The 12,165-nt window shown below is 74.3% G+C and carries 12 protein-coding genes; 11 read left to right on the top strand and 1 reads right to left on the bottom strand.

Translation table 11 applies throughout. The features are described from left to right. Positions 1 to 20 precede the first annotated feature (20 nt). From ACQPZ4_RS27505 to ACQPZ4_RS27515, 3 genes are all read left to right on the top strand, one after another. Positions 21 to 1,610 (top strand): serine/threonine-protein kinase, encoded by a 1,590-nt coding sequence (locus ACQPZ4_RS27505; protein WP_433041157.1) that lies wholly within the window; start codon positions 21 to 23, stop codon positions 1,608 to 1,610. A gap of 77 nt (positions 1,611 to 1,687) precedes the next feature. Next, on the top strand, positions 1,688 to 2,500 hold the full coding sequence (locus ACQPZ4_RS27510) for a hypothetical protein (protein ID WP_433041160.1): 813 nt from the start codon (positions 1,688 to 1,690) through the stop codon (positions 2,498 to 2,500). Beyond that, complete coding sequence (locus tag ACQPZ4_RS27515; protein ID WP_433041163.1) at positions 2,497 to 3,171, top strand: class F sortase; 675 nt, start codon at positions 2,497 to 2,499, stop codon at positions 3,169 to 3,171. Before ACQPZ4_RS27510 ends, ACQPZ4_RS27515 begins: the two co-directional genes overlap by 4 nt. A 4-nt stretch (positions 3,172 to 3,175) precedes the next feature. Here the strand turns inward: ACQPZ4_RS27515 and ACQPZ4_RS27520 are convergent, their stop codons facing one another. Continuing rightward, a complete protein-coding gene (locus ACQPZ4_RS27520) occupies positions 3,176 to 3,769 on the bottom strand; it encodes an alpha/beta hydrolase (RefSeq protein WP_433041166.1) in 594 nt (197 codons plus the stop codon). A gap of 86 nt (positions 3,770 to 3,855) precedes the next feature. Here ACQPZ4_RS27520 and ACQPZ4_RS27525 point away from each other — a divergent pair, with 86 nt between their 5' ends. From ACQPZ4_RS27525 to ACQPZ4_RS27560, 8 genes are all read left to right on the top strand, one after another. Beyond that, positions 3,856 to 5,091 (top strand): NAD(P)/FAD-dependent oxidoreductase, encoded by a 1,236-nt coding sequence (locus ACQPZ4_RS27525; RefSeq protein WP_433041168.1) that lies wholly within the window; start codon positions 3,856 to 3,858, stop codon positions 5,089 to 5,091. Beyond that, complete coding sequence (locus tag ACQPZ4_RS27530; RefSeq protein ID WP_433041171.1) at positions 5,088 to 5,765, top strand: DUF1365 domain-containing protein; 678 nt, start codon at positions 5,088 to 5,090, stop codon at positions 5,763 to 5,765. Before ACQPZ4_RS27525 ends, ACQPZ4_RS27530 begins: the two co-directional genes overlap by 4 nt. Continuing rightward, positions 5,762 to 7,015 carry a class I SAM-dependent methyltransferase gene (locus ACQPZ4_RS27535; protein WP_433041174.1) on the top strand — a complete coding sequence of 418 codons (1,254 nt, stop codon included), beginning with the start codon at positions 5,762 to 5,764 and terminating at the stop codon, positions 7,013 to 7,015. Before ACQPZ4_RS27530 ends, ACQPZ4_RS27535 begins: the two co-directional genes overlap by 4 nt. Continuing rightward, the gene (locus tag ACQPZ4_RS27540; RefSeq protein WP_433041177.1) at positions 7,012 to 8,286 is read left to right on the top strand and encodes a class I SAM-dependent methyltransferase; all 1,275 of its coding nucleotides are present in this window, start codon (positions 7,012 to 7,014) and stop codon (positions 8,284 to 8,286) included. Before ACQPZ4_RS27535 ends, ACQPZ4_RS27540 begins: the two co-directional genes overlap by 4 nt. After that, positions 8,283 to 9,071: a DUF1295 domain-containing protein gene (locus tag ACQPZ4_RS27545; protein ID WP_433041180.1), complete on the top strand. Its 789-nt coding sequence runs from the start codon at positions 8,283 to 8,285 to the stop codon at positions 9,069 to 9,071. Before ACQPZ4_RS27540 ends, ACQPZ4_RS27545 begins: the two co-directional genes overlap by 4 nt. Positions 9,072 to 9,151: 80 nt before the next feature. Then, on the top strand, positions 9,152 to 9,793 hold the full coding sequence (locus ACQPZ4_RS27550; RefSeq protein ID WP_433041183.1) for a fasciclin domain-containing protein: 642 nt from the start codon (positions 9,152 to 9,154) through the stop codon (positions 9,791 to 9,793). 56 nt (positions 9,794 to 9,849) lie between these two features. Then, the gene (locus tag ACQPZ4_RS27555) at positions 9,850 to 11,358 is read left to right on the top strand and encodes a molybdopterin-dependent oxidoreductase (RefSeq protein ID WP_433041186.1); all 1,509 of its coding nucleotides are present in this window, start codon (positions 9,850 to 9,852) and stop codon (positions 11,356 to 11,358) included. Positions 11,359 to 11,549: 191 nt separating this feature from the next. Then, the gene (locus ACQPZ4_RS27560) at positions 11,550 to 12,161 is read left to right on the top strand and encodes an STAS domain-containing protein (RefSeq protein WP_433041189.1); all 612 of its coding nucleotides are present in this window, start codon (positions 11,550 to 11,552) and stop codon (positions 12,159 to 12,161) included. The last annotated feature ends 4 nt before the right edge of the window (positions 12,162 to 12,165 follow it).

Consider the following 12,165-nt stretch of genomic DNA (forward strand, 5'->3'; position numbering starts at 1 on the left):
TCCGGCTCCGAATCCCCGTCATGGCAGTCGACGGCGGGGCGGAGGAAGGGGTCGTGGCCGGCCGGTACCGGCTCCTGCGGGTGGTCGGCCGGGGCGGCATGGGCCGGGTCTGGCAGGCGCGCGACGAGGTCCTTGACCGCGAGGTCGCGGTCAAGGAGATCCTGCCGATCGCCGGGGTGGCGCCCGGCCGGACCGACATCTGGGAACGCACGATCCGCGAGGCGCGCACCGCCGCGCGGCTGCGGCATCCGAGCCTGATCCGGGTGTACGACGTGCAGTTCGCCGACGGGCGCCCGTGGATCGTCATGGAGTACGTCGAGGGCCGTTCCCTGCACGCGACCGTGCGCGACGACGGGGCCCTCCCGGTGGCGGCCGCGGCGAAGGTCGGTCTGGCCCTGCTCGACGGGCTCGCCGCCGCGCACGCCGCCGGGGTGCTGCACCGCGACGTCACGCCGCGCAACGTACTGCTCACACCCGATGGGCAGGTGCTGCTGGGCGACTTCGGCGTGGCGGTGTTCGCCGAGGAGAGCTTCCGCACGAACGCGACGCGGGAGGACGTGCTGCTCGCCTCCCCCGCCTATGTCGCGCCCGAGCGGGTGACGGCCGGCGAGTCGAGCCCGGCCACGGACCTGTGGTCCCTCGGCGCCACGCTGTACCTGGCCGTCGAGGGCCGGCCGCCGTACACGCGGCCGAATCCGGTCGAGCAGCTGACCGCGCTGATGCGGGAATCACCCGACGTGATGCTGCAGGCCGGGCCGCTCGAACCGGTCATTCTCGGGCTGCTGGGCCGGGAACCGGGCAAGCGGCTGACCGCCGCGCAGGCCCGCCCGCTGCTCGAGGCGGCACTGCACGGCCCGGACCCGGCGTGGCAGCCGCCGAGGCCTCGCCTCCCGCTGGACGACGCCGAGCGCACGGTGGCCTGGAAGCTCCCGCGCCTGCCGGTGCTGACCGCGCGCCGGAGGCTGCTCGTGGCGGGGACGGCCGCGGTGATCCTGGGCGCGGGCGGCGTGGGTGCCTGGGCCGCCGCCCGCCCGCCGGACCGGAGCACCAGCGCCCCGGCGGTCGCGCCCTCGGCGTCGGCATCGGCGCCGGTGTCCGCGCGCCCCGTGTTTCCGGCGCCGCTGCGGTGCTCCGATGCCGTCGATGCCGGATCCGGCCGGGAGGACGGCGGGTTGCCGGCGGGGTGGCTGCGGTACGACCTCGACGGGTTCAGCACGCCGGCGCCCGGGAGCTTCGCGCGCGCCGCCGAGGGCAAGGTCGTCTGCTTCCTCAGCGAGGCCGGGCGGCAGGGCTTCACCGTCGATCCGACGCCGCCGCCGGACGAGGACCGGGTGGCGTACTGGACGGAGCAGGAACGGCAGCTGCTGGCCGGGCCTTCCGCGCCGGCGGGCTACCGGCGGATCTCCATCAGCGTCGCGCTCTATCAGCAGGGGGCGGCGGACTGGGAGTACACGTTCGACGAGGACGGCACCCGCTGGCACACCCTGCGCCGCAACTTCGCCACCGCCAACGGCCACGGTTTCGTCGTCTCCTGGACCGCGCCCGACGCCGGCTGGGACGCCGCACTCGACGGCCTCCGCACCGTCTTCACCGGCTTCGACCCGCACTGAGGAAAAGTCGTTCCCATCCGAACGGTCGGCCGCCCCGAATCACTCCTGTCACAACCCCATCCGAACGGAGACCCCTCATGAACCTCAAACGAGCCGCCATCGCGGTCCTGCCCGTCGCGGCGATCGCGCTGACCGTGCCGCTCGTGACGCCGGGGCCCGCGTTCGCGGCCGAGGCCGTCGCGGTGGACCTGCAGGAGATGGGCAACACCGGCGCCAAGGGCACCGCGACGCTCACCGCGATGGACAACGGCGACCTGAAGATCGCCATCAAGTCGACCGGGATGACCCCCAACTCCCCGCACGCCCAGCACCTGCACGGCTCCGCCGCCGGCATGGACTTCCACTGCCCGACCATGAAGGACGACAAGAACGGCAACGGGTACATCAGCGTCGAGGAAGGTCTGCCGATGTACGGCGACATCTTCGTCTCGCTGACCACCTCCGGCGACACCACCAAGGCCAGCGGGCTCGCGGTCGACCGCTTCCCGACCGCCGACGCGCAGGGCAACCTGTCCTACGAGCGCACGATCCCGGCCGCGCAACTGCCGGCCGGCACCATCGCGCACCTCAAGGACCTGCACATCGTCCAGCACGGCATCGACGCGAACAAGAACGGCAAGTACGACCTGGACGCGCTCGGCGAGTCGACGTTCGCCAAGTCCCTCGGCGTGCCGAACATCCCCGAGGAGGCCACGGACGTGGCGACCTGCGGCATGGTGTCCGGTGCGGCCGCCGGCTCGGTCCCCGCGGGCGGCGTCAACACCGGCGACGGTTCCTCGCTGCAGCAGAGCGGCCCGGACCCGGCGCTGATCTACTCGATCGGCGGCGCCGCGGTGGTCGGCACCCTCGGGCTGGCCTTCTACCGCCGCCGCAAGGGCGCGCAGGCATGAGCCGTCGGGCCGCGGTCGCCGCGGTGTCTGCGGCCCTTCTGGTGGCGGGGTGTTCGGCCCCGCCACCGGCGGCCGGCCCGGGTGCGGGCCAGTCGGCGGCGGCGAGCCCGTCGGCGGCGGCGGCGCCCGGGGCCGGCCACCCGGCCGAGCTGACCTCCGGGCCGCTCATGGAGTCCTCACCGCCGCAGAACGTCAGCATCCCCAGGCTCGGCGTGACCAGCAAGCTGGTCGACCTCGCCACGCAGCCCGACGGCGCCATGCAGGTGCCCGACGACGCGAGCACCGTCGGCTGGTTCACCGGCGCCCCCACCCCGGGCGCGCTGGGACCGGCCGTGCTCGCCGGCCACGTCGACTGGAAAGGCACCAAGGGCGCCTTCTACCACCTGGCCGACCTCGCCCCCGGCGACGAGGTCAGCGTGACCCGCCTCGACGGCAGCCGCGCGGTCTTCGCCGTGACCAAGGTCGGCCGGTACCCGAAGAACGCCTTCCCGACCGACGCCGTCTACGGCCCGGTCGACCACGCCGCCCTCCGCCTGATCACCTGCGGCGGCGAGTTCGACGCCGCCACCGGCCACTACCGGGACAACATCGTCGCGTTCGCCGACCTCAAGCAGGCCCAGCCCGGCCCCGGACCGCAACCGTCCTGGCCGTCGGCGGCCGCATCCCGCTGAGGCGTCACAGCGATGCCGCGACGAACGCCGTGACGAGGCGGTTCCAGGTGCGCCAGCGCCGCAGCATCGTGTGATCGTCGCCGCGGACCAGCTCGAAGCGGCCGTCGTGCGCGGCCGCGAACCGCGCCGACTCCACCGGGTCGGTGATGCGGTCGCGGTCGCCGTGCGCGATCAGCAGCGGGCGGCCTGGTTTCGCCGGCAGGCCGCGGTCGGGCGGCTCGATCCACGGGGCGAGGGCGCAGATCCCGGCCACGCCCGGGTCGGTGGCCACGTGCAGCGCGACCCGGCCGCCCATCGAGTGCCCGACCAGGATCACCGGCACGCCGGGGTGCCGGCGGGCGGCCCGCTCCAGCGCCCACCGGGTGTCGGCCACCGGGTGCCGTTCGGGCTCGTTCCAGCCCCGGTAGCGGTACCGCAGCCGCCACACCGCCACCCCGGGCCCGGCGGCCGCGGCGGCCCATCCGAACGGGAGCATGCGCAGGTACGCGACGCCGCGTGGCGCGGCCGCGAGGCTGTCCGCGCGGCCGCCGTGCAGCAGCAGGACCAGGGCGCGGGGAGTACGGGCACCGCGGGTGACCAGGTGGGGCCGGTTCGCCATGTCCGCGATTCGCTGCCGGCGGCGACCCGGACGGGTGAGAAGTGGATCACACCAATCCGGCGGCCGGGCGGGACCGAATCACCGGTATGAAATCCGTAGTCGTGATCGGGGCGGGCGTGGCCGGCCTCACCGCCGCGTACGTGCTGCGCGACGCGTACGACGTCACGCTGTTCGAGGCCGAACCGCGCCTCGGCGGGCACGCGCACACCCACGACGTGGCCGACGGGCCGGCGACGCTCGCCGTGGACTCCGGGTTCATCGTGCACAACCGGCGGACGTACCCGCATCTGCTGCGGCTGTTCGACGAGCTGGGTGTGCCGACGCAGGAGACCGAGATGAGCATGTCGGTGCGCTGCCTCGGGTGTGGGCTGCAGTACGCCGGGGCCAAGGGCGCCCGGGGCCTGTTCGCCGGGCCGCCCCGGCCGGCCTACCTCGCCACCCTGGCCCAGGTCCCGCTGTTCCACCGCCGGGCCCGGGCGCTGCTGGCCGGCGAGGACAACCCGACGCTCGGGGAGTTTCTGCGCCGCGGGCGGTACTCCGCGCATTTCGTGCGCCACTTCGCCGTGCCGCTGGTGTCGGCCGTCTGGTCCTGCGGGACCGGCACGGTGTCCGACTATCCGGCCCGGTACCTGTTCGCGTTCCTGGCCAACCACGGCATGCTGTCCGTCACCGGCTCCCCCACCTGGCGTACCGTCGTCGGCGGCTCCCGCACCTACGTCGAGCTCCTCGCGAAGGAGCTGCGCACGGTCCGGGCGGGCGTGCCGGTCCGGGCCGTGCACCGCGGGCCGGACGGGGTGCGGGTCCGCGACGACGCCGACGCCGAGCAGCGCTTCGACGCGGTCGTGCTGGCCACCCACGCCGACGACGCGCTGCGGCTGCTGGCCGACCCGACCCCGGACGAGCGGGCCGTGCTCGGCGCGTTCACGTACAGCGTCAACGACACCGTGCTGCACACCGACGCCGCGGTCCTGCCCGACCGGCCGGGCGCCCAGGCGAGCTGGAACTACCTGCTGCCCGGCTGCGACCCGGCCGACGGGCCCGCCCGCGTCACCTACGACATGAACCGCCTGCAGCGGCTCGAGGCGCGGCGACGGTACCTCGTGACGCTCAACGGCGACCGCGTGCCGGACGAGGCCGTGCTCGCGCGGATGCGGTACACCCATCCGATCTACACCCCGGAAGCGATCGCCGCGCAGCGCCGCCTGCCCGATCTGCACGACGGGACGACCGCGTTCGCGGGGGCGTATCACGGCTGGGGCTTCCATGAGGACGGCTGCCGCTCCGGCGTGCGGGCCGCCGAGTCGCTCGGGGTGGCCTGGTGAGCGGCGCCGCGCTCTACGAGTGCACGCTGCGGCACATCCGCACCGCGCCGGTCCGGCACGCCTTCGCGTATCGCACGTACCAGTGGCTGGTCGATCTCGACGACCGCCCGGACCGGCGGTTCCGGGCCCGCGACCACTTCGGCGACCCGGCCGCGACCATCCGGTCCAACGTGGAGCGTTTCCTGGCCCACCGCGGCGTCGTCGCCGACGGCCGGATCCTCATGCTCACCAACGCCCGCGCGCTCGGGCACGTCTTCAACCCCCTCACCGTGTACTGGTGCCACGACCGCTCCGGGCGCCTGACCGCCGTCATCGCGGAGGTGCACAACACCTACGGCGAACGGCACTGCTACCTGCTGCACACCGATCCCGACGGGCGGGCCGAGACCGGCAAGGCGTTCTACGTCTCGCCGTTCTTCGGCACCGGCGGCCGCTACCGGATGCGCCTGCCCGAGCCGGCCGACCGCCTCGCGCTCACCGTCGCCCTCGACCGCGACGGCGGCCCGGTCTTCACCGCCACCCTGCGCGGCGTCCGGCGCCCGGCCGGCCGGCGGCATCCGTTCACCGCGCTGGCCGTCAGCGCGCGAATCCGGCTCCAGGGCATCCGGCTGCTGCTGCGCGGCCTGCCCGTGCTCCAGCGCCCCCGGCACCACCTCCAGGAGGACGTCCGATGACCTCGACCGTGTCCCGCCCGGCGATCGACCCGGCCCGCTGGCCGGACGTGGCCGCCGTACCGGACGCGCGGCTGCGCGCCCGCATCGCCGCGGCGCTGCTGCACCGGGTCGCCGCCCGGCTCCCGCTGCGCGTGCGCTACCCGGACGGCACGACGCTCGGCACCGCCGGCCCGCAACTGCTCCTGCACCGGCCGGGTGCGTTCCTGCGGCGGCTCGGCGCCGCCGGCCTCATCGGGCTCGGCGAGTCCTACCAGGCCGGCGACTGGGACACCGACGACCTCACCGGCCTGTTCGCGGTCTTCGCCACCCACGTCGGCACGATCGTCCCGCGGCCGCTGCAGGTACTGCGCCACGTGCACGGCGCCCGGGCGCCGCGGGCGACGCTGAACACCGCCGAGGGCTCCCGGCGCAACATCCACCACCACTACGACCTGTCCAACGAGCTCTTCGCCCTGTTCCTCGACGAGACCATGAGCTACTCCGCGGCCCTGTTCGACGCGGACCCCGCCGCCGCCACGTGGGAGTGCCTGCCGGCCGCGCAGCACCGCAAGATCGACCGGCTGCTCGACGCGACCCGGGTCGGCCCCGGCACCCGGCTGCTGGAGATCGGCACCGGCTGGGGCGAGCTGGCGATCCGGGCCGCCCGGCGGGGCGCGACCGTCCACAGTGTCACCCTGTCCGTCGAGCAGCGCGACCTCGCGCTGCGCCGGGCCAGGGCGGCCGGCGTGGCCGACCGGATCGACGTGCGGCTGTGCGACTACCGGGAGATCGCGCCGCTGGCCGGCGGCTACGACGCGGTGCTCAGCGTGGAGATGGTCGAGGCGGTCGGCGAGCGGTTCTGGCCGGACTACGCGGCCACCGTCGAGCGGCACCTGGCACCCGCCGGGCGGGCCGGCCTCCAGCTGATCACCATGGCGCACGAGCGGATGCGGGCGACGCACTCGACGTACACCTGGATCCACAAATATGTCTTCCCTGGAGGGCTCATCCCGTCGGTCCGCGCGATGCGGGAGGCGTTCGCCGCCCGCGGCCTCGGCGTCGCCGACGACCTCGCCTTCGGCCGGCACTACGAGGCCACCCTGCGCCTGTGGCGGGAGCGGTTCACCGCCCGCGCCGGCGAGCTGGCCGCGCTCGGCTTCGACGACACGTTCCGCCGCACCTGGGACTTCTACCTGGCGTACTGCGAGGCCGGGTTCCGCACCGGCTACCTCGACGTCCACCACCTCATCCTCGAAAGGGGCTCCCGATGACGGTCGCCGAACGCCTCGGCTCCCTGGTCAGCGACGTCGCCGGCGGCGCGCTGCCCGTGCGGCTGCGCGCCTGGGACGGCAGCGAGACCGGCCCGGCCGGCGGGCCGACCCTGGTCGTACGGGATCGCACGGCTCTGCGGCGGATGCTGTGGCACCCCAACGAGCTGGGGCTGGCCCAGGCGTACATCACCGGCGAGATCGACGTCGACGGTGACCTCGCCGACGGGCTGCGCCAGGTGTGGCAGCACGCGCGCACCACCGGCCTGGCCGGTCGGGGCGTCAGGGTCGGGACGGGCGACCGGCTCCGGGCCCTGCGCACCGCCGCCCGGCTCGGCGTCATCGGGCCCCGCCCCAAGGCCCCCGAGGCGCAGGCCAAGCTCGACGGGCGGCTGCACACGAAGACCCGCGACCGGGCGGCGATCAGCTACCACTACGACCTGTCCAACGAGTTCTACGCGCTGCTGCTCGACGAGAACATGGCGTACTCGTGCGCCTACTGGACCTCCGACGCCCCCGGCTACGACCTGGCCGCCGCCCAGCGCGACAAGCTCGACCTCATCTGCCGCAAGCTCGGCCTGCGCCCCGGCATGCGGATGCTCGACGTCGGCTGCGGGTGGGGCTCGCTCACCGTCCACGCCGCCCGGCACTACGGCGTCGACGTCACCGGCGTCACCCTCTCGGCGCAGCAACGGGACTACGCGGCCGCCCGCATCGCCGCCCTCGGACTCGGTGCGCAGGCCCGGATCCGGCTGCAGGACTACCGCGACGTCGCCGACGGCCCCTACGACGCCGTGGCCACCGTGGAGATGGGCGAGCACGTCGGCGACGCGCAGTACCCGGCCTTCGCCGCCGCGCTGCACGGGCTGCTCGCCCCGCAGGGCCGGCTCCTCGTCCAGCAGATGTCCCGCGGCCGCCGGGCGCCCGGCGGCGGCGCGTTCATCGAGGCGTACGTCGCCCCGGACATGCACATGCGGCCGGTCGGCGAGACGGTGACCCTGCTCGAGTCGGCCGGCCTGGAGATCCGCGACGTGCACGCGCTGCGCGAGCACTACGTGCGCACCGTCGCCGCCTGGCTGGAGACCCTCGAACGGCGCTGGGACGAGGTCGTCGACCTGGTCGGCGAGCCGGTCGCCCGGGTCTGGCGGCTGTACCTGGTCGGCGGGGCCCTCACCTTCGAGGAGGGCCGGATGGGCGTCGACCAGATCCTCGCCGTCCGCCCCGGGCCGGCCGGCGCGAGCGGCGTGGCCCCGCTCGGCGAGGCGTGGCGGTGAACCCGCCCGCCTTCCTGGCCGCGACCCTGGGCGCCGCGCTCGCCGTCGTCCTGGTCTTCTTCGCCGTCGGCACCGCCACCAACCGGCACCGGGTGGTCGACGTGGCCTGGGGCACCGGGTTCGCCGCGGTCGCGCTCACCGGGCTGCTGCTGTCGCACGGCCGCGGCGCCGACGGCACCCGCTGGCTCGTCACGGCCCTCACCGTCGGGTGGGGCCTGCGCCTGTCCATCCACATCGGACGCCGCAGCCGCGGTGCCCCCGAGGACCCGCGCTACGACGAGTTGCTGGCAAAGGCGAAGGGCAGCCGGATGTGGTACGCCCTGAGGTCGATCTACCTCCTGCAGGGCCTGACCCTCTGGTTCGTGTCGCTGCCGGTGCAGGCCGCGCAGTACTACGGCCGCGGCCTGACCCCCTGGGCCGCGATCGGCGCCGCGCTGTGGCTGCTCGGCTTCGCCTTCGAGACCGTCGGCGACCGGCAGCTGGACCGGTTCCGGGCCGACCCGGCCGGCCGCGGCCGCGTGCTGGACACCGGGCTGTGGCGCTACAGCCGCCACCCGAACTACTTCGGCGACGCCTGCGTCTGGTGGGGCCTCTACGCCCTCGCCGCCCTCGCCTGGCCCGGCCCGCTCACCGTGCTGTCGCCGCTGCTGATGACCTGGCTGCTGGCCGCGAAGACCGGCAAGCCGCTGCTCGAACGGCATCTCACCGAGCGCCGGCCGGGATACGCCGCCTACGTCGCCCGCACCAGCGGCTTCGTCCCCTGGCCGCCCCGGCGAAAGATCTAGAAATATCCGGAAAATTCGACCCATCCGGACCTCGCGCGACCCCGAATCACCGGTGACCGAACCGAATGAGGGGATCACCCATGTACCGCACCAAGCTCGCCGCCATCGCCGCCTCCGCCGCCCTCGCGCTCTCCCTCACCGCCTGTGGCAGCAGCGGCGACGACAGCACCACCGCCGCACCCGCCACGTCCGTCGCACCGATGACGACCGCCCCGGCCATGTCCAGCGCGCCCGCCATGTCCGGCGACCAGTTCGGGGCCGGATGCGCGTCCGTGCCGAGCGATCCGTCGAATCCGGGCAGCTTCGACGCGATGGCCAAGGTGCCGGTCGCCACCGCCGCCTCCGGCAACCCGCTGCTGTCCACCCTCGTCACCGCGGTCAAGCAGGCCAACCTGGTCGACTCGCTCAACTCGGAGCCCGCGGTCACCGTGTTCGCGCCGACCAACGACGCCTTCGGCAAGATCCCGAAGGCCGACCTGGACAAGGTCCTCGCCGACCCCAAGACCCTGACCTCGGTCCTCACCTACCACGTGGTCTCCGGCAAGCTCACCCCGCAGCAGCTCGCCGGCACCCACAAGACCCTCCAGGGCACCGACGTCACGGTCACCGGCTCCGGCACCAGCTTCACCGTCAACGGCACTTCCATGGTCGTGTGCGGCAACGTCCAGACCGCGAACGCCACTGTCTACATCGTCGACACCGTCCTCATGCCGAAGATGTGATCCCTTCGCCGCGGGCCGGGCATGCACCTGCCCGGCCCGCGCTTGGAGGTGATCCGGTGCCCAACCGCCTTCGCGCCGCCCTGACCGGGCTGCTCGCCGCCGCGACCGGCATCGCCGTCGCCGAACTCGTCGCCGCACTGATCAATCCGGCCGCCGGCCCCGCCGTCGCGGTCGGCTCCGTCCTCATCGACGCCGCACCGACGCCGGTCAAGACCTTCGCCGTGCGCACCTTCGGTACCGCCGACAAGCCCGCCCTGCTCGCCGGCATCGCCGCCGCCCTCGCCGCGGTGGCGATCGCGGTCGGCCTGCTCGCCGCCCGCCGCCGCGCCTACGGCCTGATCGGCGCCGCCCTCTTCGCGGCCGCGGGTGCCGCGGCCGCGCTGTCCCGCCCGGCCGCCGTCCTCTCCGACCTCATCCCGTCGCTGACCGGTGGCGCCGTCACCGCCGTGGCGCTGATACTGCTCAACCCGCGCCCGGCCGTCCGCTCCCCCGAGGCGCCGGCTCCGGCCACCTTCGATCGCCGCCGGTTCTTGACCGCCGCCGCCCTGGTCTCGGCCGCCGCTGTCGCCGGTGGCAGCGCGGTGGCCGTACGCCGGGCCCGCGGTGGCGCCGCCAAGCGCTCCCGCGACGCCGTACGGCTGCCCGCTCCCGCCGACCCCGCACGACCGCTACCCACCGGACAGGACCCCGGTTTCGTCACCGCCAACCGCGACTTCTACCGCGTCGACACCGCCCTCACCGTGCCCCGGGTCGACCTCGACAGCTGGCGGCTGCGCATCCACGGCCAGGTCGGGCATCCACGCACCCTGACCTTCGCCGACCTGCTCGACCGGCCCCTCACCGAACGGCACATCACCTTGAACTGCGTCTCCAACGAGGTCGGCGGCCCCTACATCGGCACCGCCCGCTGGCTCGGCGTCCCCCTCGCGCCACTCCTGCGCGAAGCCGGCATCCGCCCCGGTGCCGACCAGGTCGTCGCCCGCTCGGTCGACGGCATGACCATCGGCACCCCGCTGACCACCGTCCTGGAGACTCCCGACGTGATGCTGTGCGTCGGCATGAACGGCGAGCCGCTGCCGCTCGAGCACGGCTTCCCCGTCCGGATGCTCACCCCCGGCGTCTACGGCTACGCCGGCGCCTGCAAATGGCTCACCGAACTGGAACTCACCACCTTCGACGCGTTCGACGCCTACTGGGTCGTCCGCGGCTGGGCCGCCCGCGCCCCGGTCAAGACCGCCTCCCGCATCGACCGCCCCGCACCCCTGTCCCACGTCCCCGCCGGCCGCGCCACGATCGCCGGCGTGGCCTGGGCTCAGGGCCGCGGTATCACCGCCGTCGAGGTCCAGGTCGACGACGAACCCTGGCAACGCGCCGAACTGCTCCCGGTGCCGTCCCACGACACGTGGGTCCAGTGGCGCACCACCCGGACCGTTCAGCCCGGGCTGCACACCATCCGGGTCCGCGCCACCGACGGCACCGGCGCCGTGCAGCCCGACCAGCGCGCCACCCCGTTCCCCGACGGCGCAACGGGCTGGCACACCATCACCATCACCGCAGACCCGTGACCGGACGAACCGGTCCGGGCGCCGTCCAGGTGGACGACGAGGTCGTGAGCCTGGCCGGTGTGCTCGAGGCGACCGCCGTCAGCGACGGGGCGCTACTCCGGGATCGTCATGGAAACGTCATGCGGCTGCGGGCGGATCGTCGTACGCGCGACAGATAGTTGCATGATGCACATGGTTGTATGGAAGCAAGTATGACGGCACTGGTCAGCCGGGACGGGACGGACTTCAGCCTCGTCTGCGACGCCTGCGGGGCGATCGTGGGGAATCTGGCCGCCTCGACCGGCGGCTGGGACGTGGCCTGGCGGCTGTTCGGCCTCGACGGCTGGACGGGCAGCGAGCTGGCGATCGGGCCGCACGCCTGTGGCCGGTGCGGGCCGCCGACCTCGCTGAGCGGGATCGTCGCGCGGTCGTTGGACGCACCGTCCGTACAGCCGGCCGGTCGTGGATCGTCGCGCCTGGTGGTGCAGCTGCTGGCCGATGTCCGGGCGGTCTACCTGCGCGGCGAGCTGCTCTGCGCGGACGATGCCCGGCTCTGGAACCTGCTCAGCGGGGACCCGGGGCCGTGCCGGCACCTCATGGTCGACGTCAGCCGGATGCACCGGCTCTCCTCCGCCACCGTCGACGTCCTCGTCCGGGCGGCCGGACGCGCGGCGGAGCGGGGCGGCCGGACGTGTCTCGTCGGCCCGGCGGCGGCGGTGTCCGCGGCGCTGCGGCTGCTGTGCCTGGACGACGTCCTGCCGGCGCACGCCGACCAGGTCAGCGCGCTGGAGTGGCTGCGCGCGGCGCAGCCCGTGGCCTGCTGAGCGG

This window comes from Dactylosporangium sp. CS-033363, from assembly GCF_050942475.1.
Lineage (GTDB): Bacteria > Actinomycetota > Actinomycetes > Mycobacteriales > Micromonosporaceae > Dactylosporangium.

Bases quoted from the DNA above. Each gene is read 5' to 3' on its own strand.
- ACQPZ4_RS27505 (WP_433041157.1), top strand. From the start codon at position 21: ATGGCAGTCGACGGCGGGGCGGAGGAAGGGGTCGTGGCCGGCCGGTAC.
- ACQPZ4_RS27510 (WP_433041160.1), top strand. From the start codon at position 1,688: ATGAACCTCAAACGAGCCGCCATCGCGGTCCTGCCCGTCGCGGCGATC.
- ACQPZ4_RS27515 (WP_433041163.1), top strand. From the start codon at position 2,497: ATGAGCCGTCGGGCCGCGGTCGCCGCGGTGTCTGCGGCCCTTCTGGTG.
- ACQPZ4_RS27560 (WP_433041189.1), top strand. From the start codon at position 11,550: ATGACGGCACTGGTCAGCCGGGACGGGACGGACTTCAGCCTCGTCTGC.
- ACQPZ4_RS27535 (WP_433041174.1), top strand. From the start codon at position 5,762: ATGACCTCGACCGTGTCCCGCCCGGCGATCGACCCGGCCCGCTGGCCG.
- ACQPZ4_RS27525 (WP_433041168.1), top strand. From the start codon at position 3,856: ATGAAATCCGTAGTCGTGATCGGGGCGGGCGTGGCCGGCCTCACCGCC.
- ACQPZ4_RS27520 (WP_433041166.1), bottom strand. From the start codon at position 3,769: ATGGCGAACCGGCCCCACCTGGTCACCCGCGGTGCCCGTACTCCCCGC.
- ACQPZ4_RS27540 (WP_433041177.1), top strand. From the start codon at position 7,012: ATGACGGTCGCCGAACGCCTCGGCTCCCTGGTCAGCGACGTCGCCGGC.
- ACQPZ4_RS27550 (WP_433041183.1), top strand. From the start codon at position 9,152: ATGTACCGCACCAAGCTCGCCGCCATCGCCGCCTCCGCCGCCCTCGCG.